Origin of the sequence: Streptomyces sp. NPDC020422, assembly GCF_044386705.1 — a bacterium.
GTDB lineage: Bacteria > Actinomycetota > Actinomycetes > Streptomycetales > Streptomycetaceae > Streptomyces.
On sequence record NZ_JBIRVJ010000003.1, the window covers coordinates 331,722 to 358,077 of the forward strand.

The following is a 26,356-nucleotide window of genomic DNA, read 5'->3' on the forward strand; positions in this document are numbered from 1 at the left end:
CCCCACCCGCACCACGGAGGACCAGCGTGAACCTGCTGCTTGCCGAGGTGGCCCAGGCCACCCAGCGGCTGGCCGACGCCGGCGTTCCCTCACCGCGTTTCGACGCCGAGGAGCTCGCCGCGTTCGTGCACGGCGTCAAGCGGGGGGAGCTGCACAACGTCAAGGACGCGGACTTCGACGCCCGCTACTGGGAGGCCATCGCGCGCCGCGAGGCGCGCGAGCCGCTCCAGCACATCACCGGGCGGGCGTTCTTCCGCTATCTGGAGCTCCAGGTGGGCCCCGGTGTCTTCGTGCCGCGCCCGGAGACCGAGTCGGTCGTCGGCTGGGCCATAGACGCCGTACGCGCCATGGACGTCGTCGAGCCGCTCATCGTCGACCTGTGCACCGGCTCCGGCGCCATCGCGCTCGCCATGGCGCAGGAGGTGCCGCGCTCGCGCGTGCACGCCGTGGAGCTCTCCGACGACGCGCTGGTGTGGACCCGCAAGAACGCCGAGGGCTCGCGCGTCACGGTGCACCAGGGCGATGCGCTGACCGCGCTGCCGGAGCTCGACGGCCAGGTCGACCTGGTGATCTCCAACCCGCCGTACATCCCGCTCACCGAGTGGGAGTACGTCGCGCCCGAGGCCCGGGACCACGACCCGGAGATGGCGCTGTTCTCCGGCGAGGACGGCCTCGACACCATCCGGGGCATCGAGCGCACCGCGCACCGGCTGCTGCGGCCCGGCGGGCTCGTCGTCATCGAGCACGCGGACACGCAGGGCGGCCAGGTGCCGTGGATCTTCAACGAGGAGGCCGGCTGGGCGGACGCCGCCGACCACCCCGACCTGAACAACCGGCCGCGATTCGCGACCGCCCGCAAGGCCACCCCATGAGCAACCAGTCCAGGCACGACGCGTACGAGAAGGCAGGCGAATAATGGCTCGGCGATACGACTGCAACGAGGCGACGGACCGTGCGACGGGTCTGCGTGAGGCCGCGTCCGCCGTACGCCGCGGCGAGCTCGTCGTCCTGCCCACCGACACCGTCTACGGGATCGGCGCGGACGCGTTCAGCGCGGAGGCCGTGGCGGACCTGCTGGCCGCCAAGGGCCGGGGCCGCAACATGCCCACCCCCGTCCTGATCGGCTCCCCGAACACGCTGCACGGCCTCGTCACGGACTTCTCCGAGCAGGCCTGGGAGCTCGTCGACGCCTTCTGGCCCGGCGCGCTCACCCTGGTGGCCAAGCACCAGCCCTCGCTCCAGTGGGACCTGGGCGACACCCGGGGCACCGTCGCGATCCGGATGCCGCTGCACCCGGTCGCGATCGAGCTGCTCACCGAGGTCGGCCCGATGGCGGTCTCCTCGGCGAACCTGACCGGGCACCCGTCGCCGGAGACGTGCGACGCGGCCCAGGGCATGCTCGGCGACTCCGTCTCCGTGTACCTCGACGGCGGCCCGACGCCCGGCAACGTCCCCTCCTCCATCGTCGACGTGACGGGGAAGGTGCCGGTGCTGCTGCGCGCGGGCGCGCTCAGCGCGGAGGAGCTCCGGAAGGTGGTACCCGACCTCGAGGTGGCGAATTGACCGCCCCTGAGGGGCGTGGCATAGCGGGGCACGAGTACGACGGCAACACCTTCCGCATCCTCCACGTCAGCACCGGCAACGTCTGCCGCTCGCCGATCACCGAGCGGCTGACCCGCCATGCCCTGAGCGACCGTCTCGGCGATCCGCTCGGCGGCGGCCTCATCGTGGAGAGCGCGGGCACCTGGGGCCACGAGGGCGCCCCCATGGAGGCCAACGCGGAGCTGGTCCTCGCGGACTTCGGCGCCGACTACACCGGCTTCGTGGGCCGCGAGCTCCTCGACGAGCACGTCATCCGCGCCGACCTGGTCCTCACCGCGACCCGCGACCACCGCGCGCAGGTCATCTCGATGGGCCACTCGGCGGGCCTGCGCACCTTCACCCTGAAGGAGTTCACCCGCCTCGTCCGGGCGATAGACCCGACGACCCTCCCGGACATCCGGGACGGCCACGACACGGTCGACCGGGCCCGCGCCCTGGTCCGCGCCGCCGCGGCTCTACGCGGGTGGCTCCTCGCCCCGTCGGCGGAGGCGGACGAGGTGAACGACCCGTACGGGGCGCCCATCACGTTCTTCCGCTCGATCGGCGACGAGATCCAGCAGGCGCTGGACCCGGTGGTGACGGCGCTGACGGGGGTTCCGGCGCGGCGGTGACCCCGCGAGGCGACGGGCGCGCGCCCGGGACCGCCGGCCGGAGGCCGGCGCGGCGTGCCGAAGCCTGGGAGGCCCCCGGGGGCCGAGCAGTGCGAGGGGCGCGTCGGGGGCAGGGGCTCCAGCAGGCGCTGGACCCGGTGGTGACGGCGCTGACGGGGGTTCCGGCGCGGCGGTAGCCGCCTATGGGGGACGTGGGGCGGCGAAGTGGGCCCGGCGTGCCTACAGTGGATTTCCAGCCCGCTCACGCCCGGAGTCCCCCATGCCGGTCACCGCGCCTCCAGAAGCCGAGAACCACCTCGATGTGCTGCGCCGCCAGGACCCCGAGGTCGCCGACGTGCTGCTCGGGGAGGTGCGTCGGCAGGGGGACAGCCTGCAGCTGATCGCCGCGGAGAACTTCACCTCGCCGGCCGTCCTCGCCGCGCTCGGTTCGCAGCTCGCCAACAAGTACGCCGAGGGGTACCCGGGCGCCCGTCACCACGGCGGCTGCGAGTACGCCGACGCCGCCGAGCGGATCGCCGTCGACCGCGCGAAGTCCCTGTTCGGGGCCGAGCACGCCAACGTACAGCCGCACTCGGGCTCCTCCGCCGTGCTCGCCGCCTACGCGGCCCTGCTGCGGCCCGGGGACACCGTGCTGGCCATGGGCCTCGCCCACGGCGGGCACCTGACGCACGGCTCGCCCGCGAACTTCTCCGGGCGCTGGTTCGACTTCGTGCCGTACGGCGTGGACGCCGAGACGGGTCTCGTCGACTACGAGCAGGTCGCCGCGCTCGCCCGGCACCACCGGCCCAAGGCGATCGTCTGCGGGTCGATCTCCTATCCCCGGCACCTGGACTACGCGACCTTCCGCGCCATCGCCGACGAGGTCGGGGCCTATCTCATCGCCGACGCCGCCCATCCGCTCGGGCTCGTCGCCGGCGGCGCCGCCCCCAGCCCCGTCCCGTACGCGGACATCGTCTGCGGCACCACGCACAAGGTCCTGCGCGGCCCGCGCGGCGGTCTCGTGCTGTGCGGCGCGGAACTGGCCGAGCAGGTCGACCGGGCGGTGTTCCCGTTCACCCAGGGCGGCGCCCAGATGCACACGATCGCCGCCAAGGCCGTGGCCTTCGGCGAGGCGTCCACCCCCGCCTTCACCGCGTACGCCCATCAGGTGGTCGAGCACGCCCGCGTCCTCGCCGCCGCGCTCGCCGCCGAGGGCTTCGCGCTGACCACCGGCGGGACGGACACGCACCTGATCACCGCCGATCCGGCCCCGCTGGGCGTCGACGGGCGGACCGCACGGTCCCGGCTGGCCGCCGCCGGAGTGGTCCTCGACACGTGCGCGCTGCCGTACGGGGACGGCCGGGGCATCCGGCTCGGCACCGCCGCCGTGACCACCCAGGGGATGGGGTCGCCGGAGATGGCCCGGATCGCCGCGCTGTTCACCGCGGCGCTGCGGGACGACCCCGCGGAGACGGCCAGGGTCCGCGCGGAAGTACGCGATCTTGCCGGGCGATTTCCCCCGTATGGACGGTAAAACAGCGGCGTCCGCAACCGTTCGCGTGACCCGTGTGTCCTCAAGCATGGGGACGGCCCGGCTAGGGTGTGGGGCTGAGATGGCCAGCGATTCCTGTGGGGCAGCCCGTGCGTGATTACCTGCTGACGCTCTGTGTCACGGCCGCGGTGACCTATCTGCTGACCGGTCCGGTGCGGAAGTTCGCCATCGCGACCGGGGCGATGCCGGAGATCCGCGCCCGCGACGTACACCGAGAACCGACTCCGCGGCTCGGTGGCATCGCCATGTTCTTCGGACTGTGCGCGGGACTCCTGGTCGCCGACCACCTGCAGAACCTCAACAGCGTCTTCGAGCTCTCCAACGAGCCCCGCGCGCTGCTCTCCGGCGCCGCCCTGATCTGGCTGATCGGCGTCCTCGACGACAAGTTCGAGCTGGACGCGCTGATCAAGCTGGGCGCGCAGATGATCTCCGCGGGCGTGATGGTCATGCAGGGTCTGACGATCCTGTGGCTGCCCATCCCCGGCGTCGGGACGGTCGCGCTGACCCAGTGGCAGGGCACCCTGCTGACCGTCGCCCTGGTCGTCCTCACCATCAACGCGGTGAACTTCGTCGACGGTCTCGACGGCCTCGCCGCCGGCATGGTCTGCATCGCCGCCGCCGCCTTCTTCCTCTACGCGTACCGGATCTGGTTCGGCTACACGATCGAGGCGGCCGCCCCCGCGACCCTGTTCGCCGCGATCCTGATGGGCATGTGCCTGGGCTTCCTGCCGCACAACATGCACCCGGCGCGGATCTTCATGGGCGACTCCGGCTCGATGCTGATCGGCCTCATCCTGGCCGCGTCGGCCATCTCGATCACGGGCCAGGTCGACCCCGACGCCCTGAAGATCTTCGAGGGCTCGACCAAGGCGGCCACCCACGCGGCCCTGCCGGTCTTCATCCCGCTGGTGCTCCCGCTGACCATCATCGCGATCCCGATGGCGGACCTGGTGCTCGCGATCGTGCGCCGCACCTGGAAGGGCCAGTCGCCGTTCGCCGCGGACCGCGGGCACCTGCACCACCGGCTCCTGGAGATCGGCCACTCGCACAGCCGTGCCGTGCTGATCATGTACTTCTGGTCGGCGCTCATCGCCTTCGGCACGCTGGCCTACTCGGTGCACTCGACCTCGATGTGGATCGTCCTCGCCGTGGTCTTCCTGAGCGCGGTGGGTCTGGTGCTGCTCCTGCTGCCGCGGTTCACCCCGCGTGCCCCGCGCTGGGCGGAGGCGGTCGTCCCGCCGCGCTACCGGCGTCGCAAGGTCGCCGTGGCGCCGGAGCTTTCGGAGCCGTCCGCGGCCGCCGGGACGCCCGAGGAGGCGGGGGAGGAGCACCTTCCGGTGCCCGCCGGGGTCAACGGCTCCACCGCGATCGGCAACCGGGCGCGCTTCTCCGACCGAAGTAAGGCCGGAGCGCGCGGTTGACGCACGGGTGCGCGAATAACGCATCGCGGGTCAATACCAGACAAGGCGCCCCGCTGTCCTGCACACACGCGCGCAGTAACTCTCAGGTGTGACAGTTGGCACACCCCCCGAGTAAAGACCTATTCAAATAGTTTGTGATACGGTTCACGAGACCCGGCGCCAGTGCCGAAAGACCGTAGTGCGACGGTCTGTTGGCCCCGAGACCCACCTCGGACCGGGCTTACGCTCGTCCTTGACGACACCATCGCCCCCTTAAGCAAGCGGAGACACCGCCATGCCGTCCAACGACGCACGCCTACTGCTGCACACCGCCGTACCCACCGCTGCCGCCGGCGTCATCGCCACGGTCGTCAGCGGTGTCGTCGCGGGCGGCAAGGGCGCTCTCGGCGCCGTCGTCGGCACCCTGGTCGTCATCGTCTTCATGGGACTCGGGCTGGTGGTTCTGCAGCGGACGGCGAAGAAGCTCCCGCAGCTGTTCCAGGCCATGGGGCTGATGCTCTACACGGCCCAACTGCTCGTGCTCTTCATCTTCCTGGCCTTGCTGAAGGACACCTCGGCGTTCGACTTCAAGGCCTTCGCGTTCACGCTTCTCGCCACGACCGTGGTGTGGGTCGCCGCCCAGGCCCGGGCCTACATGAAGGCCAAGATCATGTACGTCGAGCCCGGAAACACGGGGTCGAAGTCGTGAAGGGTAGGGCCGGGATAAAGACGTGTTCGGCTTCCTGCTATCGTCCGGTGCCAACTGCGGCACTGCGGGCGCGGGCATCCGAGACGCCTGTCCCAGCGCGAGGCTCGATGCCGAACCGCCGCCCCCTTATCCGTAAGACCAGTCCAGTGCCGACCCGCGGCTGCGTGCCGCGCCGACACAACGAGGTTGCCGTACCTATGCGCCACGCTGAAGGAGCCCGCGGTGAGTGCTGACCAGACGCTTGCCTTCGACCCGGATTGCCACATCTTCACCGGATGCGGCTTCCCGGCGCCGGGCCTGCACACGTTCATGTACGAGCCGATCGCCACGTGGGGGAGCTTCGAGTTCACGAAGCCCATGCTGCTCGCGATCCTGGGCTCGATCGTGGTCGTCGGCTTCTTCTGGGCCGCCTTCAACAAGCCCAAGCTGATCCCCGGCAAGATGCAGATGGTCGGCGAGGCCGGTTACGACTTCGTGCGCCGCGGCATCGTCTACGAGATCATCGGCAAGAAGGACGGCGAGAAGTACGTCCCGCTGATGGTGTCGCTGTTCTTCTTCGTGTGGATGCTCAACCTCTGGTCGATCATCCCGCTCGCCCAGTTCCCGGTCACCTCGCTGATCGCCTTCCCGGCGGCCCTCGCGCTGATCGTGTACGTCCTCTGGGTCTCGCTGACCTTCAAGAAGCACGGCTTCGTCGGCGGCTGGAAGAACATCGTCGGCTACGACAAGTCGCTCGGCCCGATCCTTCCCCTGGTCGTCGTTCTCGAGTTCTTCTCGAACCTGCTCATCCGGCCCTTTACGCACGCGGTCCGACTGTTCGCGAACATGTTCGCCGGTCACCTGCTGATCGTGATGTTCTCGCTGGCGACGTACTACCTCATGCACGGCCTCGGCTTCGTCTACGCCGGCGCCTCGTTCGTGATGGTCCTCGTGATGACCGCCTTCGAGCTCTTCATCCAGGCCGTCCAGGCGTACGTCTTCGTCCTCCTGGCCTGCAGCTACGTCCAGGGCGCGCTCTCCGAGCACCACTGAGCCGGTCCCGGCCGAGCCAGCACCACACCCCCAAACCAACAGTCGTCCGGTGGCCAACCCCCACCGGGTCCTTGAAAGAGAAGGAAGAACCGGCATGTCCGCTCTCGAGACTCTCGCCGCCGTCAACGGAAACGTCGCCTCCATCGGCTACGGCCTCGCGGCCATCGGCCCCGGCGTCGGCGTCGGCATCATCTTCGGTAACGGCACCCAGGCCCTCGCCCGCCAGCCCGAGGCTGCCGGCCTGATCCGTACCAACCAGATCATGGGTTTCGCCTTCTGTGAGGCGCTTGCCCTCATCGGCATCGTCATGGGCTTCGTCTACAAGTAAGCCGGACCGACAGCCCGACCCTTTTTACGGAAGGCACTGATGTGAACGCTCTGCTTCTTGCGGAAGCGGCGGAGCCCCAGCCTCCGCTCATCCCGCATCTCGATGAGCTCGTCATCGGCCTGATCGCCTTCGTCATCGTCTTCGGCTTCCTCGCGAAGAAGCTCATCCCGAACATCAACAAGGTTCTGGAAGAGCGTCGCGACGCCATCGAGGGTGGCATCGAGAAGGCCGAGTCGGCCCAGATCGAGGCTCAGAGTGTGCTGGAGCAGTACAAGGCCCAGCTCGCCGAGGCCCGCCACGAAGCCGCGCGGCTCCGCCAGGAGGCGACGGAGCAGGGCACCGCGATCATCCAGGAGATGAAGGCGGAAGGCCAGCGCCAGCGCGAGGAGATCGTCGCGGCCGGTCACGCCCAGATCGAGGCCGACCGCAAGGCCGCGTCCGCCGCGCTGCGTCAGGACGTCGGCAAGCTCGCCACCGACCTGGCCGCGAAGCTGGTCGGCGAGTCCCTCGAGGACGTCGCCCGCCAGAGCCGCACCATCGACCGCTTCCTCGACGAGCTCGAGGAGAAGGCCGAGGCCGTCCGATGAGCGGAGCGAGCCGCGAGGCACTGGGCGCCGCACGCGAGGCCCTCGACGCGCTGACCGACAACACGTCGGTCGACGCGGCGAAGCTCGCCGGTGAGCTGGCCGCGGTCACCGCGCTGCTCGACCGCGAGGTGTCGCTGCGTCGGGTCCTGACCGACCCGGCGCAGGCGGGCGAGGCCAAGGCCGAGCTCGCGCGGCGACTCCTGGGCGGTCAGGTGGGCGGCGAGACCGTCGACCTGATCTCCGGCATGGTCCGCTCGCGCTGGTCGAGCTCCCGTGACCTGGTCGACGCGGTCGAGGAGCTGGCGAACATCGCCGACCTCACCGCCGCCCAGCGCGCGGGTGCCCTCGACGACGTCGAGGACGAGCTGTTCCGGTTCGGCCGGATCGTCTCGTCCAGCCCCGAGCTCCGCTCGGCGCTGACGGACAAGACGGCCACGGCCACCGCCAAGGGCGAGCTGCTGCGCAGCCTGCTCGGCGGCAAGGCGAACGCCGTCACCGAGCGACTGGTCGTCCGTCTGGTGACCCAGCCCCGGGGACGTAGCCTGGAAGCGGGACTCGAGTCCCTGTCCAAGCTCGCCGCGGCGCGCCGGGACCGGATGGTCGCGGTCGTCACCTCGGCGGTGCCGCTGTCCGACCAGCAGAAGCAGCGCCTCGGTGCCGTTCTGGCCAAGCTGTACGGCCGCCAGATGCACCTGAACCTGGACGTGGACCCGACGGTCCTCGGCGGGATCACGGTGCGGGTCGGTGACGAGGTCATCAACGGGACCATCGCGGAGCGCCTCGACGAGGCGACCCGGCGACTGGCCGGCTGACACCGGCCACACAGCAAGACAGGCAACACCAGCGGCCCGGTTGGGCCGTGCAGAGATTGCAGAAGATTCCTGGGGGTCGGCCCCCAGACCCCTTAGAAACTTCGGGCCCAACAAGGAGAGCAGGGAACCCAGATGGCGGAGCTCACGATCCGGCCGGAGGAGATCCGGGACGCGCTGGAGACCTTCGTCCAGTCGTACCAGCCGGACGCGGCCTCGCGCGAGGAGGTCGGCACGGTCAGCCTGGCCGGCGACGGCATCGCGAAGGTCGAGGGTCTTCCCTCGGCCATGGCGAACGAGCTGCTGAAGTTCGAGGACGGCACCCTCGGTCTCGCCCTCAACCTCGAGGAGCGCGAGATCGGTGCGATCGTCCTCGGCGAGTTCAGCGGCATCGAGGAGGGTCAGTCGGTGCAGCGCACCGGCGAGGTCCTCTCCGTCGGTGTCGGTGAGGGATACCTGGGTCGCGTCGTCGACCCGCTCGGCAACCCGATCGACGGTCTCGGCGAGATCGCGACCGAGGGCCGCCGCGCCCTCGAGCTGCAGGCGCCCGGCGTCATGCAGCGCAAGTCGGTCCACGAGCCGATGGAGACCGGCTACAAGGCCGTCGACGCCATGACCCCGGTCGGCCGTGGTCAGCGTCAGCTGATCATCGGTGACCGTCAGACCGGCAAGACCGCGCTGTGCATCGACACGATCATCAACCAGCGCGACAACTGGCGCTCGGGCGACGTGAACAAGCAGGTCCGCTGCATCTACGTCGCCGTCGGCCAGAAGGGCTCCACCATCGCGTCCGTCCGCGGCGCGCTGGAGGAGGCCGGTGCCCTCGAGTACACGACCATCGTCGCCGCCCCGGCGTCCGACCCGGCCGGCTTCAAGTACCTGGCGCCGTACACCGGTTCCGCCATCGGTCAGCACTGGATGTACCAGGGCAAGCACGTCCTGATCGTCTTCGACGACCTGTCGAAGCAGGCCGACGCCTACCGCGCCGTGTCGCTGCTGCTGCGCCGCCCGCCGGGCCGCGAGGCCTACCCGGGTGACGTCTTCTACCTGCACTCGCGTCTGCTCGAGCGCTGCGCGAAGCTGTCGGACGAGCTCGGTGCGGGTTCGATGACCGGTCTGCCGATCGTCGAGACGAAGGCCAACGACGTCTCGGCGTTCATCCCGACCAACGTCATCTCCATCACCGACGGCCAGTGCTTCCTGGAGTCCGACCTGTTCAACGCCGGCCAGCGCCCGGCTCTGAACGTCGGTATCTCGGTCTCGCGTGTCGGTGGCTCCGCCCAGCACAAGGCGATGAAGCAGATCTCCGGCCGCCTCCGCGTGGACCTGGCCCAGTTCCGTGAGCTGGAGGCGTTCGCCGCCTTCGGTTCCGACCTGGACGCCGCCTCGAAGGCGCAGCTGGAGCGCGGTCAGCGCATGGTCGAGCTGCTCAAGCAGGCTCAGTACCAGCCGATGCCGACCGAGAACCAGGTCGTCTCCGTCTGGGCCGGCACCACCGGCAAGATGGACGACGTCCCGGTGGCCGACATCCGCCGCTTCGAGGCCGAGATGCTGGCGTACCTGCGCCAGAACCACTCGGGCCTCATGACCTCCATCCGTGAGGGCGGCAAGATGTCGGACGACACGCTGCAGTCCGTCGCCGACGCGATCGCGGAGTTCAAGAAGCAGTTCGAGACCTCTGACGGCAAGCTGCTCGGCGAGGACGCTGCCGCCGTCAACGTCTCGAAGTGACGACGGAAGGGACCTGACTCATGGGAGCGCAGCTCCGGGTCTACAAGCGTCGCATCAAATCCGTCACCGCGACGAAGAAGATCACCAAGGCGATGGAGATGATCGCCGCCTCGCGCGTCGTCAAGGCGCAGCGCAAGGTGCAGGCGTCGACCCCTTACGCCACCGAGCTGACCCGCGCGGTCACCGCGGTGGCCACGGGGGCCAGCGACAAGCACCCGCTGACCACCGAGGCGGAGAACCCCAGCCGTGCCGCGGTCCTGCTCCTGTCGAGCGACCGCGGTCTGGCCGGCGCGTTCAACTCCAACGCCATCAAGGCGGCGGAACTGCTGATCAAGAAGCTGGAGGGCGAGGGCCGCGCGGTCGACATCTATGTCGTCGGTCGCCGTGGTGTCGCGCACTTCAACTTCCGCGAGCGCAAGCTCGTCGACACGTGGACCGGTTTCACGGACGAGCCCACGTACGCGGACGCCAAGAAGATCGCGGCACCGCTGATCGAGGCGATCGAGAAGGACACGGCCGAGGGCGGCGTGGACGAGCTCCACATCGTCTACACCGAGTTCGTCTCGATGATGACGCAGACGGCGGTCGAGGCCCGGCTGCTGCCCCTCAGCCTCGACGAGGTCGCGAAGGAGGCCGGCGAGTCGGACACGCTCCGCCCGCTGTACGACTTCGAGCCGTCGGCGGAGGACGTCCTGGACGCTCTCCTGCCGCGCTACGTCGAAAGCCGGATCTACAACGCGCTGCTGCAGTCGGCTGCTTCCAAGCACGCCGCCACGCGACGCGCGATGAAGTCGGCGACCGACAACGCGGGTGAGCTGATCACCAACCTCACCCGACTTGCCAACGCGGCCCGCCAGGCCGAAATCACCCAGGAAATCAGCGAGATCGTCGGTGGCTCCGCAGCCCTGGCCGACGCGACCGCGGGGAGTGACAAGTAATGACGACCACTGTTGAGACGGCCGCCGCCACGGGCCGCGTCGCCCGGGTCATCGGCCCGGTCGTCGACGTGGAGTTCCCCGTCGACGCGATGCCGGAGATCTACAACGCGCTGAACGTGCAGGTGCCGGACCCGTCCGGTGAGGGCACCAAGACGCTGACCCTCGAGGTCGCGCAGCACCTCGGTGACGGCATGGTCCGCACCATCTCCATGCAGCCCACCGACGGTCTGGTCCGCCAGGCCCCCGTGGTCGACACCGGCGACGGCATCACGGTGCCCGTCGGCGACGTCACCAAGGGCAAGGTGTTCAACACCCTGGGTGAGGTCCTGAACGAGGACGCGTCCACGGTCGCGTCCGCCGAGCGCTGGGCGATCCACCGCAAGGCCCCGGCCTTCGACCAGCTCGAGTCCAAGACCGAGATGTTCGAGACCGGCCTGAAGGTCGTCGACCTCCTCACCCCGTACGTCAAGGGTGGAAAGATCGGTCTGTTCGGTGGCGCCGGTGTCGGCAAGACCGTTCTGATCCAGGAAATGATCATGCGTGTGGCGAAGCTGCACGAGGGTGTGTCGGTCTTCGCGGGCGTCGGTGAGCGTACCCGTGAGGGCAACGACCTCATGGTCGAGATGGAGGAGGCCGGCGTTCTCGACAAGACCGCGCTGGTCTTCGGCCAGATGGACGAGCCCCCGGGCACCCGTCTGCGCGTCGCCCTGGCCGGTCTGACCATGGCGGAGTACTTCCGCGATGTGCAGAAGCAGGACGTGCTGTTCTTCATCGACAACATCTTCCGCTTCACCCAGGCCGGTTCCGAGGTGTCGACCCTGCTCGGCCGTATGCCCTCCGCGGTGGGCTACCAGCCGAACCTGGCCGACGAGATGGGTCTCCTCCAGGAGCGCATCACCTCGACCCGTGGTCACTCGATCACCTCGATGCAGGCGATCTACGTCCCCGCCGACGACCTCACCGACCCGGCGCCGGCGACCACCTTCGCCCACCTCGACGCGACGACGGTTCTCTCCCGTCCGATCTCCGAGAAGGGCATCTACCCGGCCGTGGACCCGCTGGACTCCACGTCCCGGATCCTGGACCCGCGCTACATCGCGCAGGACCACTACGACGCCGCCACGCGCGTCAAGGGCATCCTGCAGAAGTACAAGGACCTCCAGGACATCATCGCGATCCTCGGTATCGACGAGCTGAGCGAGGAGGACAAGCTCGTTGTCCACCGCGCCCGCCGTGTCGAGCGCTTCCTGTCCCAGAACACCCACGCGGCGAAGCAGTTCACCGGCGTGGACGGTTCGGACGTTCCGCTCGACGAGTCGATCGCCGCGTTCAACGCGATCTGCGACGGTGAGTTCGACCACTTCCCGGAGCAGGCCTTCTTCATGTGTGGTGGTCTCGAGGACCTCAAGAAGAACGCCAAGGAGCTCGGCGTCTCCTGAGCCCCGTGCTCGCCTGAGGGGGGCGGGAGACGTTCCCGCCCCCCTCTTCACGCCCTCTAGAATTGATCCCAACACCCGGCAGCACCGCCGGGTGGTGACCCGAGGAGCCACCCTTGGCTGCTGAGCTGCACGTCGAGCTGGTCGCCGCGGACCGGAGTGTCTGGTCCGGCGAGGCCACCCTGGTCATCGCGCGTACGACCTCCGGCGACATCGGCGTCATGCCCGGTCACCAGCCGCTGCTCGGTGTGCTGGAGTCGGGCCCTGTGACCATCCGTACGAGTGAGGGCGGCACGGTCGTGGCCGCTGTCCACGGCGGTTTCATCTCGTTCGCCGACGACAAGCTGTCTCTGCTCGCGGAGATCGCCGAGCTGGCGGACGAGATCGACGCCCAGCGCGCCGAGCGCGCGCTGGAGCGCGCGAAGACGGACTCCGACGCCGCCGCCGAGCGGCGCGCCGAGGTCCGGCTGCGCGCGGTATCGGTCCGCTAGCGGACCGCGCGAGAGCCCAAGCCCTCAGCCGCGGCACGGCTGGAATTTTCCAGACCGTGCCGCGGCTGAGGCGATGCAGATGCAGGTTGTATTCGGTACGGCCGGGTCCACCGGTTACGGGACGCAGCGAGGAGGTCGGTGAAGATGTTCCTCGCTCTGCTCGTGTGCGGCCTGGTCGTCGCACTGGTGGTGATCGGACTCTTCGTCTTCGGCTTGCGCCGGAGGCTGATCCAGCGTGCCGGCGGCACCTTCGACTGTTCCCTGCGCTGGAACGTGGCCGAGGAGCCGGACCCGTCCGGCAAGGGCTGGGTGTACGGCGTCGCCCGCTACAGCGGTGACGAGATCGCCTGGTTCCGGGTCTTCTCGTACGCCCCCCGCCCGCGCCGGGTCCTGGAGCGCTCGGCCATCGAGGTCCTGGAGCGCCGGATGCCCGAGGGCGAGGAGGAGCTGGCGCTGCTCTCCGACTCGGTGATCCAGGGCTGTATGCACCGCGGCACCCGACTGGAGCTGGCGATGAGCGAGGACGCGCTCACCGGCTTCCTCGCCTGGCTGGAGGCGGCTCCGCCCGGCCAGCGTGTCAATGTGGCCTGACCTTCGAGACCTTCCCCGGCCCGGCGAGTGCCATGTGTGGACCGCCCGGGCCGTTTCCGTGTCCGCTTCCCTGTACGCGCTGCTCGACGTCCGGGAGCGCGGGGTGTACGAGTCCCTCGCCGACGGCCCGGTCCGCGCGCAGTACCTGACCGCGCACGCGCTGCTGCGCTCGGTGCTCGGAGCGGCCCTGGAGCGGGATCCGGCGGGTCTGGTCTTCGCGGCGGGGCCGTACGGCAAGCCGTACCTCACGGACGCGCCGGTCGAGTTCTCGATCTCCCACTCGGGTGAGCTGGTGGCCGTCGCGCTGTCCGCCGACGCCCCGGTGGGCGTGGACGTCGAGCGGATCACCGCGCCGGCCCGGCTGCCGCTGCCGGTGCTCTCGGCGCAGGAGCGGACCGTCTTCGACCGGGTGCCCCAGTCCGAGCGGGCGGCGGCCTTCACCTCGTACTGGGTGCGCAAGGAGGCCGTGCTGAAGGCGACCGGGGAGGGGCTGCGGGTGGATCCCGCGCGGCTCACGGTCTCGGCGCCGGACCGGCCGGCCGAGCTGCTGGCCTGGCGGGGCCGGGACGGCGGACAGCCGCACCCGCCGGTGCGGCTGTACGACCTGGATGCGGGGGACGGGTACCGGGGGGCCGTCGCCCTGCTGGGCGCCGACCGCCGGATCGTCCGGCATGACGGGGGCGGCGTGCTGCGCCGCCCCCGCCGGAGCGTGGGCTAGCCCAGCCCGCTGTTGATGGCGCCGACGAGCTCGCCGTTGCCGGTGTCGCCGCTGAACTCCCAGAAGAAGGCGCCGCCGAGGCCCTGGTTCTTGGCCCAGCTCATCTTCGAGGTGACGGTGGCGGGGGTGTCGTAGCTCCACCAGTTGGTGCCGCAGTGGGCGTAGGCGGTGCCGGCGACGGTGCCGTTGGCCGGGCAGGAGGTCTTCAGGACCTTGTAGTCCTCGATGCCCTGCTCGTACGTGCCCTGCGCGGGTCCGGTGGCGGTGCCGCCGGGCGCGGACTGGGTGACGCCGGTCCAGCCGCGGCCGTAGAAGCCGATGCCGAGCAGCAGCTTGTTGGCGGGGACGCCCTTGGCCTTGAACTTGGCGATGGCCTCGGCGGAGTTGAAGCCCTGCTGCGGGATGCCGGCGTACGAGGTCAGCGGGGAGTGCGGGGCGGTGGGGCCCTGCGCCGCCCAGGCGCCGAAGAAGTCGTACGTCATCACGTTGAACCAGTTCATGTACTGCGCCGCGCCCGCGTAGTCGGCGGCGTCGATCTTGCCGCCGGTGGAGGCGTCGGCCGTGACGGCCGCGGTGACCAGGGCGTTCGCACCGAACTTGGCGCGCATGGCCTGCATCATGTTCTTGAACGCGGCCGGGCCGCTGGTGTCGCAGGACAGACCGCAGGCGTTCGGGTACTCCCAGTCGAGGTCGATGCCGTCGAAGACGTCGGCCCAGCGCGGGTCCTCGACCAGGTCGTAGCAGGACTGGGCGAAGGCGGTCGGGTTCTGGACGGCCTGACCGAAGCCGCCGGACCAGGTCCAGCCGCCGAATGACCAGATGACCTTGATGTTCGGGTAGGCCTTCTTCAGCTTGCGCAGCTGGTTGAAGTTGCCGCGCAGCGGCTGGTCCCAGGTGTCGGCGACGCCGTCGACGGACTGGTCGGCGGTGTAGGCCTTGTCGTAGTCGGCGTAGGAGTCGCCGATGGTGCACTTGCCGCCGGTGACGTTGCCGAAGGCGTAGTTGATGTGGGTGATCTTGGCCGCGGAGCCGGAGGTCACGATGTTCTTGACGTGGTAGTTGCGCCCGTAGACGCCCCAGTTGGTGAAGTAGCCCATCTTCACCGTGTTGCCGGGCTGCGGGTTGCCTCCGCCGCCGCCCGTGGTGCGCACCGGGGTGGCGCCGCTGGCGGGGCCGGTCTGGTCGACGGTGTCGCGGGCGACGACGGTGTAGCTGTAGTCGGTGCCGGCGGTCAGGCCCGTGTTGGTGTACGTGAGGCCGGTCACCGTGGCGATCGTGGTGCCGTCCCGCTTGACGTCGTAGTTCTTGATGCCCTTGTCGTCGGTGGCCGCGGTCCAGGTGAGCTTCACCGAGGTGTCGGTGATGCCGGAGGCGACCGGGGTGCCGGGGGCGGAGGGCGGGTTGTCCCCGGGCTGGGTGGAGCCGTCGCACGAGCCGCCGTTGACCTTACAGCCGCTGGGCGCTCCGGAGCCGGTGCCGTTGAAGCCGAAGGAGACGGTGGCGCCGGGGGCGAGGGTGCCGTTCCAGCCGACGTTCTTGGCGGTCCAGTGGGTTCCGGAGCTGGTGACGGTGGCGTCCCAGGCGGAGGTGACCGCGGTGCCGGAGGGGTAGTCCCACTCGACGGTCCAGGAGGAGAGGGACGTGGTGCCGGTGTTCTTCACCGTCCACTTGCCCTCGAAGCCGGTGCCCCAGTCGGAGACCTTGGTGTACGTGGCGGTGGCCGAGGTGGCGGCCTCGGCGGGGGCGGCGAGGCCGATCATGGCGGCCAGAGGCAGGACGAGGGCGGTCAGACCGGCGGCGGCCCGGTGTCTGAACCCTGCTCTGCGCGTCGGTGCTTGAGTGCTCAACGGTGCTCCTCAAGTTGCGGACGACAAGGGTGGGGGTGGTCCGAAGGTGCGCGCGCCCGCCGAGCGTAGAAAGGTCTGGACCAGCCGTCAAGAGGTCCAGACCAACGTTGGAACCCTGGACTCAGACGCCCAACTCCCGCGCGAGGACCGCCGCTTGCACCCGGGAGCGCAGTTCGAGCTTGCCGAGGACCTTCGACACATGGGTCTTCACGGTCGCCTCCGCCATGTCGAGCCGTACCGCGATCTCCGCGTTCGAAAGCCCCCCGCCCAGCGCCGACAGCACCTCGCGCTCCCGGGGCGTCAACCCGTCGAGCACCCCCGGCCGCGGGGCCGGGCGGCTCGGGGCGGCGAACTCGGCGATCAGCCGGCGGGTCACCGCGGGCGCGATCAGACCCTCGCCGCCCGCCACCGTCCGCACCGCCGCGATCAGGTCGTTCGCCTCGGTGTTCTTCAGCAGGAAGCCCGAGGCCCCCGCTCGCAGCGCCCCGAAGACGTACTCGTCCAGGTCGAACGTGGTCAGCACCAGGACGTCGGCGAGCCCCTCCGACACCACGGTCCGCGTCGCCGTCACCCCGTCCGTCTTCGGCATCTGCACATCCATCAGGACCAGGTCCGGGCGCAGTTCACGGGCCAGCTCCACCGCCCGCTCGCCGTCCGCCGCCTCGCCCACCACCTCGATGTCCGGCGCACTGCCCAGGATCAGCACGAGCCCCGCGCGCACCGCGCTCTGGTCCTCGGCGACCACGATCCGGATCGTCATGCCTCCGGTGTCCTCTCCTCGGCGGGCAGCTCGGCCCGCACCTGCCAGATCTTCGTCCCGTCCGCACCCGGCACGGGCCCCGCCTCGAACGTCCCGCCGAGCAGCGCCACCCGCTCGCCCATCCCCACCAGACCGGCCCCCGAGCCAGGTGCCCGCGGTCCCGGCCGGTCACCGAACGGGCTGGTCACCCGCACCGTGAGGGCCCGTGCGTCCCGGGCCAGGAAGACCGTGACCGTACCGGCCACCGCGTGCTTGAGCGCATTGGTCAGCGACTCCTGCACGATCCTGTACGCGGCCAGCTCGACCGGCGCCGGCAGCGGCTGTCCGTCCTGCGCGCGCCGGTCGTCGAGCGTGAAGGCGAGACCGCTGGACTCCCCGTTCGTCCGTGCCTGCGCGAGCAGCGCCGCCAGGCCCGAGAGCCGCGGCGCGGCCAGCGGTTCGGCCTCCCCGCCGCTGTCCCTGAGCAGGCCGATGAGCCGCCGCATCTCGGCCAGGCCCGCCACGCTGTTCTCCCGGATCACGCCCAGCGCCTGCCGGGTGGTGGCCGCGTCGTCGAGCGAGAGCGCGGCCGTGGAGTGGATCGCGATGGCCGAGAGGTGGTTGGCGACCATGTCGTGCAGCTCGCGGGCCATCCGGGCGCGCTCGGCGCCCACCGCCTGAGCCCGGTCCATCTCCGCGAGCAGCGCCGTCTGCTCCGCGCGCAGCCGCGCCGCGTCGGCGGCCTGCCGGTGGTTGCGCACGATGGCACCGGTCACCGCGGGCAGGAAGGAGACCATGGCGCTGAGCACCCCGACCAGCAGGGCGATCGCGTTCTGCCACCACACCAGCAGGACGATGGTGCCGCCGACGGTGATCAGACCCGTCGTGTACGGGATGCGGCGGGCGGCGGCGGGGGAGCCGTACACCACGGCCGCGTAGACGACGTCCGTGAACATCAGCACCGTGGCGAGATTGCCGTGGGTGAGCTGGTCGGCCACGATCGCGACGGTCCCCACGGGCAGCGCCACCCGGGGCGCGGTGCGCCGCAGCGCCTCCATGGAGGCCATCACGAAGAGCGGGACCAGCGTCGCCCAGCGCTGCGGAAAGACGTGGTCCGCCGTGTTGTACAGCCCGAACGACCACAGCAGCAGGCCGCAGGCCAGGCCGCCGGCGGCGATGAACAGATCGTCACGGTGAGGTCGGGGCAGGCGCACACCCCCATCCAACACGCCGGCCACGCCCCCCGCCTCCTCGTACGGGCCGAGCCGTGCCTCCGTCGAAGGATGTAGACGCGGTTCCTCACCGCCGACGACGAAACGGCCCGCGGCGCACGGGAGGCTGAACGGGTACCGAGAGGAGAGTGCCGTGATCGTCACCCTGATCGTGATCTGCGAGATCGGCTTCTGGGTCCTGCTGGCCGCCGGCCTGGCCGCCCGCTACCTGCTGAAGATGCCGCGCCTCGGCCTGGCGCTGCTGCTGTGCGAGCCGCTCCTGGAGGTCGTGCTGCTCGTGGTCACCGCGATCGACCTGAAGAACGGTGCCGACCCGAGCTGGAAGCACGGCCTCGCGGCGCTGTACATCGGCTACACGGTCGGCCACGGCCACCGCACGGTGAAGTGGCTCGACGGCCACGCCGCCCACCGCCTGGCCGGCGGCCCGCCGCCCCCCAAGCCGCCGCGCTACGGGATGGCCCGGGCCCGCCACGAGGGCAGGGTCTGGCTCGGCTCGCTGGTCGCCGCCGCCGTCGCGAGCGGGCTGCTGCTCCTGGCGATCGGGTACGTGGGCGACTCCGGCAGCACCGAGTCGCTCAGGGGCTGGATCCTCGTCGCCTGGCGGGCGGCGGGCATCCACGGCCTGATCGCGCTGTCGTACGCGATCTGGCCGAAGAAGGACCCCGCCGCGAGGGCCGGGCGGTCAGCGGTCCCCGCCCGGGACCCAGAGCACGTCCCCGACCTCCTTGTTCGCCGTCCTGGCAAGGATGAAGAGCAGGTCTGAGAGCCGGTTGAGATACGTGGCGGTCAGCGGGTTCATCGTCTCGCCGTGCACCTCGATCGCCGCCCATGTGGAGCGCTCCGCCCGCCGGACCACCGTGCACGCCTGGTGCAGCAGCGCCGCGCCGGGCGTGCCGCCGGGCAGGATGAAGGAACGCAGCTTGTCGAGCTGCTCCAGGAAGCGGTCGCAGTCCGCCTCCAGCTTGTCGACGTAGGCCTGCTCGACGCGCAGCGGCGGGTACTGCGGGTCGGGTACCACCGGGGTGGACAGGTCCGCGCCCACGTCGAACAGGTCGTTCTGGACGCGGACGAGGACCTTCACGACCTCCTCGTCGAGCTGCCCGAGCGCGATGGCCGTGCCGATGACGGCGTTGGCCTCGTTGGCGTCGGCGTACGCCGAGATCCGCAGATCCGTCTTGGCGGTCCGGCTCATGTCGCCCAGCGCGGTGGTGCCCTTGTCGCCGGTGCGGGTGTAGATGCGCGTCAGATTGACCATGGGGTCAGCCTAGGGGGTGCCTTGGCGGTCAGGCCGGGCCCGCGGGACCCGGCCCGCACGCTCGCCGCGTTGTCCTCGCTCCCCGATCCGGCCTGACCGGCACGGCACCCCCTGATCACGCCCCGGCCTTCCGGAACGTGCGGGTGCCCACCGTCACGGCCAGGGCCGTGAGTCCGACGGCGACGAGCACCCCGTACAGCATCGTCGTGGTCGCGTACCGCCCGACGTAGGCGTCTCTGACCGCGTCCACGAGGTACCGGAACGGCATGAGGTGCGACAGGACGTCGAGCCAGCCCGGGGCGAGGGCCATCGGGAGCATCAGGCCGGACAGCAGCATCGACGGCATCGCGAGGGTGTTGACCGCGGGGCCGAACTCCTGGGGGCTGGGCAGCTTCAGCGCGAGCACGTACGAAAGGGAGGCGAGCGCGAAGGTCAGCAGGGCGACGAACGCGAAGCCGATGAGCAGGCCGCCGAGCGGGGCCCGCAGGCCCATGAGCAGGGCCGCGAGGACCAGCAGCACGGCCTGGAAGACGAAGAGCGCGGTGTCCCGCAGCACCCGGCCGAGCAGCAGCGCGCCCCGGCTGACCGGGGTCGCCCGGAGGCGTTCGAGGACGCCCCAGTTCTTCTCCATGATGACGGCGAAGCCGGCGAAGGAGGCCCCGAACAGGCCGAGCTGGAGCAGCAGTCCGGGGACCAGGACCTGCCAGGAGTCGCCCGAGCGGCCGAGCGGCAGCTCGGTGAGCAGGGGGCCGAAGAAGAAGAGGTAGAGCAGCGGCATGAGGACGCCGAAGAGGATCTGGAACGGGGAGCGCAGGGTCTGGCGGGCGTAGCGCCCGAAGAGGACCGCGGTGTCGTGGAGAGGCATCGGGGGTTCCTGGACCGGTTTCTAGACGGCGACGGGAGTGGGGTCGGCGGGCGCGGGGCGACGGCCGGTGACGGAGAGGAAGGCGTCCTGGAGGGTGTCCGCGGCGTGCGCCTCCTTGAGCGCGGCCGGGGTGCCCTCGGCCGCGACGACGCCCCGGTCGATGATCACCACCCGCTCGGCGAGGGCGTCGGCCTCGTCGAGGTAGTGGGTGGTCAGGACGACGGTGGTGCCGTGCTCGTCGCGCAGCCGGCGCACGAGGTCCCACAGGGCGGCCCGGCTGCCCGGGTCGAGGCCGGTGGTCGGCTCGTCGAGGAACAGCAGCTCGGGGCGGTGGGTCAGGCCCAGGGCGAGGTCGAGCCGGCGCCGCTGGCCGCCGGAGAGGGCGGTGGTGCTCCGGTCGAGGAACCCGGTGAGGTCGAGGTCGCGGGCGAGCTCGGCGGCGCGTTCGGCGGCCTCGGCGCGGGAGAGCCCGTACAGCCGGCCCTGGAGGACGAGTTCGGAGCGCACGGTCTCCTGCGGGTCGACGCCGCCGGACTGGGCGACGTAGCCGATCCGGCGCCGGACCCCGACGGGGTCGGTGACCAGGTCGTGGCCGGCGACGGTGGCGGTGCCGCCGGTGGGCGGGAGCAGCGTGGTGAGCATCCGCAGGGTGGTGGTCTTGCCGGCGCCGTTGGGGCCGAGGAAGCCGAGGATCTCGCCCGGCCGCACGGTGAGGTCGATGCCGCGGACGGCCTCGACCTCGCCCTTGGGCGTGCGGAAGGTCCGGGAAAGCCCGGAGGTGCTGATGATTGCCATGACGACTACAAAAACAGAGTCACCGAAAAATTGCAATGACTCCAAGTTTTCAGTGGCCCCTGGATCGGCGCCTAGGATGAGGCCATGGCTGAGGGGCTCAGGGAGCGCAAGAAGCGCCAGACGAAACAGCGGATCTCGGACATCGCGACCGGGCTCTTCCTGGAGCGCGGCTTCACGGCCGTGACGGTCGCGGAGATCGCGGAGGCGGCGGACGTCTCCGTCAACACCGTGTACAACTACTTCCCGGCCAAGGAGGACCTCTTCCTGGACCGGATGGAGGGCATCACCCACCGCCTGGCGCGGATGATCCGCGGCCGGGACACGGGGGAGTCCGCGGCCGGTGCCGTCCTGCGCGAGATCCGCGGCCATGTCGCCGCCGTCTCGCCCGCGTACGGCCTGATGGACGGCTACGCCGACTTCATGCGGGTCATCGAGGACGCCCCCACCCTCAAGGCCCGGCTCTTCCACCTCCAGCAGGAGGTCCGCGACAGCACCGTCGCCGCGCTCCGCGAGGAGACCGGCGCCGCACCCGACGACCCGATGCCGCTGCTCGTCGGCGGCCAGATCGCCTGGATCCAGGACACCGTCATCGGATTCGTCAGCGCCCGGATGACCGCGGGCGGCAAGGCGAACGAGGTCTCCCGCGAGGCCCTCGACCTGCTCGACGAGATCGAGGAGCTGCTCGGCGCGGGAGTGCTCGGCTACGCGGTGCGGACCGGCTGAAGCCCGCCCGCGCGCACCTGTGCGCGCCCGTCCGCCCGCCGCAGGGGGTGTCGCGAGTGTGACGTCCGTCAAACCGGGCGTGACGCGCGTTACTTCACGGTCACTTGGCGCCCCGCGCCCGCTAATCTCCGCCGAAGAGCCAGAAGTGAACAGTTGTTGAGGGCATTGAGGGGTGGAAGACGTGGCCAGGAAGCTCGCCGTCATCGGGGCCGGACTCATGGGGTCCGGCATCGCGCAGGTCTCGGCCCAGGCAGGCTGGGACGTCGTCCTGCGTGACGTCACCGACGCCGCGCTGACCCGGGGCACCGACGCCATCAAGACGTCCTACGACCGCTTCGTCGCCAAGGGCAAGCTGGACGCCGCCGAGGCCGAGGCCGCGTTCGGCCGGATCACCGCCACCACCGACTTCGAGGCCGTCGCCGACGCCGACATCGTCGTCGAGGCCGTCTTCGAGAAGCTCGAGGTCAAGCACGAGATCTTCCGCGCCCTCGACAAGGTCGCCAAGGACGGCGCGGTCCTCGCCTCCAACACCTCCGCCATCCCGATCACCAAGATCGCCGCGGTCACGGAGCGCCCGGAGGCCGTCGTCGGCACCCACTTCTTCTCGCCGGTCCCGATGATGCAGCTCTGCGAGCTCGTCCGCGGCTACAAGACCAGCGACGCCACCCTCGCCACCGCGCGGGAGTTCGCCGAGTCCGTCGGCAAGACCTGCATCGTCGTCAACCGCGACGTCGCCGGCTTCGTCACCACCCGCCTCATCTCGGCGCTGGTCGTCGAGGCCGCCAAGCTGTACGAGTCGGGCGTCGCCACCGCCGAGGACATCGACATCGCCTGCAAGCTCGGCTTCGGGCACGCGATGGGGCCGCTCACCACCACCGACCTCACCGGCGTCGACATCCTCGTCAACGCCACGAGCAACATCTACACCGAGACCCAGGACGAGAAGTTCGCCCCGCCGGAGCTGATGCGCCGGATGGTGGACGCGGGTGACATCGGCCGCAAGAGCGGGCAGGGCTTCTACACGTACTGATGCCGCACGGGGGTCGGTACGGAACCCGCACAGGGGTCCGACCGCCCTCCGCGCCATCGCCCCTCGGGGTGAATTTCGATATCGGTTCGCTTACAAGGCGCAACGCTTCTGCCGATGCGGCAGTCAGTCGTTGCGAAGACGGGCACACGACGGAGCACTCTCGGGGAGCGCATATGCACATCAGGGGCGACCACGTCGAGCTGGTCGTCGGGGGCCGCCTCGACGTCCGCAGCGCGGCGGACGCCCGAACGGTCCTGCACTCGGCGGTCGACGACGGAGTCGGCGACCTCGTGCTCGACCTGACCGGCCTCGACTCCTGGGACGCCACCGGGCTCGGGGTCATCATGGGCGCCCACCGCCGGGCCGGCCGCTGCGGCCGCCGCCTGGTGCTGCGCGGGGTCCCGCCCCAGATGCAGCGCCTCCTCGTGGCCACCCGGCTGCACCGCATCCTTGCCATCGAGGGCGGCCTCGCCGCGGAGTCGCTGCCCCGCGTGTGACCCGGGTCGAACGAGGGGCGGCCGGTGGGCATGTGACTCCGGCATATGTGTGAAGCTGCTGTGAGAACCAGGCGTCACGCTCAATCCTCACAAGACCGTGACGTCTTGGTCTCCACGGCACCCCGCCTGTTCCCGGACATCGGACAACCGTCTAGGGTCGGCTCGCCTGCACATCGCCCGCCGCTTGGGAGCTTGGACCATGGACCCGACCAACCGGGGACCCGAGGAGTACGGTCACGACGCCGAGGGCGAGGACGCCCGCCCCGGACTCGCCGCGCCCGCGCCCTCGTCCACGTCCCCCGCCCGGGTCCGCACGGCCCGTGTCGTCGCCGGCGGCCTGCTGCTCACCGTCAACCCCGTCGACGGCAGCGAGATCGAGGTCTGCCCGCCCGGGGAACAGCCGCCGGCCCCCCGCAGCCGCACCCCCGAGGAGCGCGCCGAGGCCGAGCGCGCCGCCGCGCCCCCCGTACCCGCGGGCCCCGCCGCCCCCGCCCTGCCCCTGCTCGAACGGCAGGAACAGCGCGAGCAGCTCGTCCAGTACCTCAGCCGCGGCCGCTCCGCGCGCCTCACCGGCCCCGCCGGCTCCGGCCGCAGCACCCTGCTCGCCGCGGTCGCCGCCGACTGCGCCGAGATCGCCCCCGACGGGGTCGTCCGGCTCTCCGGCCGCCACCGCACCGCCACCGAGCTGCTGTACGAGCTCTTCCACGCCGTCCGACACGCGCCCGGCTTCCGGCCCGACCGCGAGGAACTCCTCATCGAGGTGCGCCGCATCGGCGCCATCGTCGTCGTCGACGACCTCGAGTTCGGCGGCGCCGCCCTCGACGAGCTGCTCGCCGCCACCCCCGACTGCGCCTTCCTCTTCGGCGTCACCCCCGACGTCCCCGCCCCCTCGGCCGACGCCGCCCTCGAAGAGGTCGCCCTCCCCGGGCTCGGCCGCGCCGCCGCGGTCGAGCTCCTGGAGAGCGCCGTCGGCCGCCCCCTCACCGAGGAGGAGGCCAACTGGGCCGGCGACCTCTGGTTCGAGTCCGAGGGCCTGCCGCTGCGCTTCGTCCAGGCCGCCGCCCTGCTCCGGCAGCGCGACCGGTTGCGGGTCGCCCCCGCCGAGTTCGACGCCTTCGGCGCCCTGGAGGAGGCCTTCGGCCCCTCCGGCGGCCCCGCCGCCCCCGGGACCCCCCTCATCGAGCCCCTCGCCGCCGCCGACGACCCCGACGTCGAGGTGCGCGAGATACCGCTGCCCAGCCTGGGCGAGGGCGCCGCGCCCGCCTCGCTGCTCGCCTCCCGGCTCAGCCGCGCGGCCCAGGACACCCTGCGCTTCGCCGTCGCCCTCGGCGGCGAGGTGCCCCACCAGGCCCATCTCCCCGCCCTCGTCGGAGACACCCACGCCGACGCGGCCCTCGGCGAGCTCATGGCCTGCGGGCTGCTCTCCCCGGTCGGCGGCCGCTACCGCCTCGCCGCCGGGGTCCTCACCCAGCTCCTCGCCCAGGGCTACGAGGACGACGCCACCGGCCGCGCCCACACCGTCGCCCAGCACTACGCCTGGTGGGCCGGACACCCCTCCGTCACCCCCGAGCGCGCCACCGCCGAGGCCGACGCACTGCTCGCCGCCCTGGCCGCCCTCGTCCCCGGCACCGCCCCCGAGCACCCCGCGACCGCCGTCCTGCTCGCCCGCGCCGCCGCCCCCGCCTTCGCCGCCGGCCTGCACTGGGGCGCCTGGGAGCGGGCCCTGCGCAGCGGCCAGGAGGCCGCTCGGCTGGCCGGCGAGGTCGCCGAAGAGGCCTACTTCCACCACGAGTTGGGCATCCTCGCGCTCTGCGCCGGCAGCCTCCAGCGGGCCCGCGTCGAACTGGAGGCGTCCATCGGCATGCGCGGCGCCCTCGCCGACAAGCGCGGCACCGTCGCCGGCCGGCGCGCCCTCGCCCTGGTCGCCGACCTCACCGGCGAGACCACCCCGGTCGAGCCCGCCGCGCCCGTCGCACCGGCGCCGCCCGCCCGCCGCGAAGGCCCGGCCTCGCCGCCCCGCGGCATCCCGGCGGCCACCCCGCCGGCGGCCAAGTCCGCCTTCCCCGCGCTCGCCGCGCCCCACGACTTCGCCCCGGCCGACTTCCGCGCCCCGGCCGCGCGCACCACCCCGCCCGCCACCGCCCCCTCGTCCGCCGCCTTCGCCGACGGCGCCCCGACCGTGCTCACCCGACCGGAGCCGGAGGAGGGCCGCTCCGGACTGCGCGGGGGCATCCTCAGCGGCGCCCGCCGCAACCTGGCCGCCGTCGGCGCGGGCGCCCTGCTCGTCGCCGTCCTCGGCACGGTCGTCACCCTCGGCGCCACCTCCGGCAGCGACGACCCCCCGGCCAACGACCGGGTGACCTCCGACAGCACCGCCGACCAGGGCGGCACCGAGGACGACACCCCCGGCGACGACGAGCCCACCGAGGACTCGACCAGCCGCCCCTCCGACCCGGCCTCCCCGGGGCCCACCGGGACGGCCACCCCGGGCGGCAGCGCCTCCCCGAGCGGCTCGGCGACGCCCTCCGGGTCCCCGTCCGCGACGGGCAGCGCCACCCCGAGCGACCCGACGGCCACGACCACGCCGCCGCCCCGGCCGACGCTCACGCCCTCGCCGAGGCCGACCGGGACGAAGACCCCGACGCCGACCGCGACGACCACCCCGCCGCCCACCCCGACGACGACGCCGCCCACCGCGACCACGACGCCGCCGCCCACCGAGAACCCCACCGGCTCCGCCTCCGCCTCCCGCTCCGAACCGGCCACCGCCCCCGCGAGCGGCGACCCGGCCTGACCCGGGGGACCGCGCACGCGAAAGGCCCGGGTGCCGAAGAGCACCCGGGCCTTGCCGTACCTGTG

General features: G+C 71.3%; 27 protein-coding genes. 21 read left to right on the forward strand and 6 right to left on the reverse strand.

What is annotated here, in order from left to right; translation table 11 throughout:
- Positions 1-26 precede the first annotated feature (26 nt).
- From prmC to ACH414_RS09040, 16 genes are all read left to right on the forward strand, one after another.
- Positions 27-872: a peptide chain release factor N(5)-glutamine methyltransferase gene (gene prmC / locus ACH414_RS08965; protein WP_382537856.1), complete on the forward strand. Its 846-nt coding sequence runs from the start codon at positions 27-29 to the stop codon at positions 870-872.
- A 43-nt stretch (positions 873-915) separates the two neighbouring features.
- A complete protein-coding gene (locus tag ACH414_RS08970) occupies positions 916-1,563 on the forward strand; it encodes an L-threonylcarbamoyladenylate synthase (protein WP_382537859.1) in 648 nt (215 codons plus the stop codon).
- A complete protein-coding gene (locus tag ACH414_RS08975) occupies positions 1,560-2,213 on the forward strand; it encodes a protein-tyrosine-phosphatase (protein WP_382537862.1) in 654 nt (217 codons plus the stop codon). Before ACH414_RS08970 ends, ACH414_RS08975 begins: the two co-directional genes overlap by 4 nt.
- Before the next feature lie 259 nt (positions 2,214-2,472).
- The gene (glyA, locus tag ACH414_RS08980; RefSeq protein WP_382537865.1) at positions 2,473-3,726 is read left to right on the forward strand and encodes a serine hydroxymethyltransferase; all 1,254 of its coding nucleotides are present in this window, start codon (positions 2,473-2,475) and stop codon (positions 3,724-3,726) included.
- Positions 3,727-3,833: 107 nt separating this feature from the next.
- Positions 3,834-5,165: an MraY family glycosyltransferase gene (locus tag ACH414_RS08985; RefSeq protein ID WP_382537867.1), complete on the forward strand. Its 1,332-nt coding sequence runs from the start codon at positions 3,834-3,836 to the stop codon at positions 5,163-5,165.
- 274 nt (positions 5,166-5,439) lie between these two features.
- Positions 5,440-5,853 carry a hypothetical protein gene (locus ACH414_RS08990; protein WP_382537870.1) on the forward strand — a complete coding sequence of 138 codons (414 nt, stop codon included), beginning with the start codon at positions 5,440-5,442 and terminating at the stop codon, positions 5,851-5,853.
- A 222-nt stretch (positions 5,854-6,075) separates the two neighbouring features.
- Positions 6,076-6,885: a F0F1 ATP synthase subunit A gene (gene atpB / locus ACH414_RS08995; RefSeq protein ID WP_132913413.1), complete on the forward strand. Its 810-nt coding sequence runs from the start codon at positions 6,076-6,078 to the stop codon at positions 6,883-6,885.
- A gap of 94 nt (positions 6,886-6,979) precedes the next feature.
- Entirely contained in the window at positions 6,980-7,213 is a 234-nt protein-coding gene (gene atpE, locus ACH414_RS09000) for an ATP synthase F0 subunit C (RefSeq protein WP_010474382.1), read from the forward strand.
- Between the two features lie 41 nt (positions 7,214-7,254).
- Positions 7,255-7,800, forward strand: coding sequence for a F0F1 ATP synthase subunit B (locus ACH414_RS09005; protein WP_382537873.1), 546 nt, complete (start codon positions 7,255-7,257; stop codon positions 7,798-7,800).
- On the forward strand, positions 7,797-8,612 hold the full coding sequence (locus tag ACH414_RS09010; RefSeq protein WP_382537875.1) for a F0F1 ATP synthase subunit delta: 816 nt from the start codon (positions 7,797-7,799) through the stop codon (positions 8,610-8,612). The genes ACH414_RS09005 and ACH414_RS09010 overlap by 4 nt, the downstream gene beginning before the upstream one ends.
- A 132-nt stretch (positions 8,613-8,744) precedes the next feature.
- A complete protein-coding gene (atpA, locus tag ACH414_RS09015) occupies positions 8,745-10,340 on the forward strand; it encodes a F0F1 ATP synthase subunit alpha (protein ID WP_382537878.1) in 1,596 nt (531 codons plus the stop codon).
- A 20-nt stretch (positions 10,341-10,360) separates the two neighbouring features.
- Positions 10,361-11,278, forward strand: a complete 918-nt coding sequence (locus ACH414_RS09020; protein ID WP_382537880.1) for a F0F1 ATP synthase subunit gamma — start codon at positions 10,361-10,363, stop codon at positions 11,276-11,278.
- Positions 11,278-12,717, forward strand: coding sequence for a F0F1 ATP synthase subunit beta (gene atpD / locus ACH414_RS09025; RefSeq protein WP_382537882.1), 1,440 nt, complete (start codon positions 11,278-11,280; stop codon positions 12,715-12,717). The genes ACH414_RS09020 and atpD overlap by 1 nt, the downstream gene beginning before the upstream one ends.
- A 113-nt stretch (positions 12,718-12,830) precedes the next feature.
- Positions 12,831-13,205, forward strand: coding sequence for a F0F1 ATP synthase subunit epsilon (locus ACH414_RS09030; protein WP_382537884.1), 375 nt, complete (start codon positions 12,831-12,833; stop codon positions 13,203-13,205).
- 144 nt (positions 13,206-13,349) lie between these two features.
- The gene (locus ACH414_RS09035; protein WP_382537887.1) at positions 13,350-13,796 is read left to right on the forward strand and encodes a DUF2550 domain-containing protein; all 447 of its coding nucleotides are present in this window, start codon (positions 13,350-13,352) and stop codon (positions 13,794-13,796) included.
- A gap of 58 nt (positions 13,797-13,854) precedes the next feature.
- Entirely contained in the window at positions 13,855-14,514 is a 660-nt protein-coding gene (locus ACH414_RS09040) for a 4'-phosphopantetheinyl transferase family protein (protein WP_382537890.1), read from the forward strand.
- Here ACH414_RS09040 and ACH414_RS09045 read toward each other — a convergent pair.
- The 3 genes from ACH414_RS09045 to ACH414_RS09055 form a co-directional block, all read right to left on the reverse strand.
- A complete protein-coding gene (locus tag ACH414_RS09045) occupies positions 14,511-16,274 on the reverse strand; it encodes a glycosyl hydrolase family 18 protein (RefSeq protein WP_386566032.1) in 1,764 nt (587 codons plus the stop codon). The two genes, ACH414_RS09040 and ACH414_RS09045, sit on opposite strands and share 4 nt — an antisense overlap.
- A 208-nt stretch (positions 16,275-16,482) precedes the next feature.
- Positions 16,483-17,121, reverse strand: coding sequence for a response regulator (locus ACH414_RS09050; protein WP_382537893.1), 639 nt, complete (start codon positions 17,119-17,121; stop codon positions 16,483-16,485).
- Positions 17,118-18,314 carry a sensor histidine kinase gene (locus ACH414_RS09055; RefSeq protein WP_382537896.1) on the reverse strand — a complete coding sequence of 399 codons (1,197 nt, stop codon included), beginning with the start codon at positions 18,312-18,314 and terminating at the stop codon, positions 17,118-17,120. The genes ACH414_RS09050 and ACH414_RS09055 overlap by 4 nt, the downstream gene beginning before the upstream one ends.
- Before the next feature lie 151 nt (positions 18,315-18,465).
- Between ACH414_RS09055 and ACH414_RS09060 the strand changes: the two genes are divergently transcribed.
- Entirely contained in the window at positions 18,466-19,095 is a 630-nt protein-coding gene (locus ACH414_RS09060) for a hypothetical protein (RefSeq protein WP_382537898.1), read from the forward strand.
- On the opposite strand, the gene ACH414_RS09065 is transcribed toward ACH414_RS09060, so the two are convergent.
- From ACH414_RS09065 to ACH414_RS09075, 3 genes are all read right to left on the reverse strand, one after another.
- Positions 19,015-19,587, reverse strand: a complete 573-nt coding sequence (locus ACH414_RS09065; RefSeq protein ID WP_382537901.1) for a cob(I)yrinic acid a,c-diamide adenosyltransferase — start codon at positions 19,585-19,587, stop codon at positions 19,015-19,017. The genes ACH414_RS09060 and ACH414_RS09065 overlap by 81 nt on opposite strands.
- A 115-nt stretch (positions 19,588-19,702) precedes the next feature.
- A complete protein-coding gene (locus ACH414_RS09070) occupies positions 19,703-20,452 on the reverse strand; it encodes an ABC transporter permease (protein ID WP_386565769.1) in 750 nt (249 codons plus the stop codon).
- A 21-nt stretch (positions 20,453-20,473) separates the two neighbouring features.
- Positions 20,474-21,247 (reverse strand): ABC transporter ATP-binding protein, encoded by a 774-nt coding sequence (locus tag ACH414_RS09075; RefSeq protein WP_382537907.1) that lies wholly within the window; start codon positions 21,245-21,247, stop codon positions 20,474-20,476.
- Between the two features lie 84 nt (positions 21,248-21,331).
- Between ACH414_RS09075 and ACH414_RS09080 the strand changes: the two genes are divergently transcribed.
- From ACH414_RS09080 to ACH414_RS09095, 4 genes are all read left to right on the forward strand, one after another.
- Positions 21,332-21,970, forward strand: coding sequence for a TetR/AcrR family transcriptional regulator (locus ACH414_RS09080; RefSeq protein ID WP_382537910.1), 639 nt, complete (start codon positions 21,332-21,334; stop codon positions 21,968-21,970).
- A 181-nt stretch (positions 21,971-22,151) separates the two neighbouring features.
- Positions 22,152-23,000, forward strand: coding sequence for a 3-hydroxyacyl-CoA dehydrogenase family protein (locus ACH414_RS09085; RefSeq protein WP_398941324.1), 849 nt, complete (start codon positions 22,152-22,154; stop codon positions 22,998-23,000).
- Positions 23,001-23,173: 173 nt separating this feature from the next.
- On the forward strand, positions 23,174-23,497 hold the full coding sequence (locus ACH414_RS09090; protein ID WP_024761898.1) for an STAS domain-containing protein: 324 nt from the start codon (positions 23,174-23,176) through the stop codon (positions 23,495-23,497).
- 199 nt (positions 23,498-23,696) lie between these two features.
- Complete coding sequence (locus ACH414_RS09095) at positions 23,697-26,291, forward strand: ATP-binding protein (RefSeq protein WP_398941326.1); 2,595 nt, start codon at positions 23,697-23,699, stop codon at positions 26,289-26,291.
- The last annotated feature ends 65 nt before the right edge of the window (positions 26,292-26,356 follow it).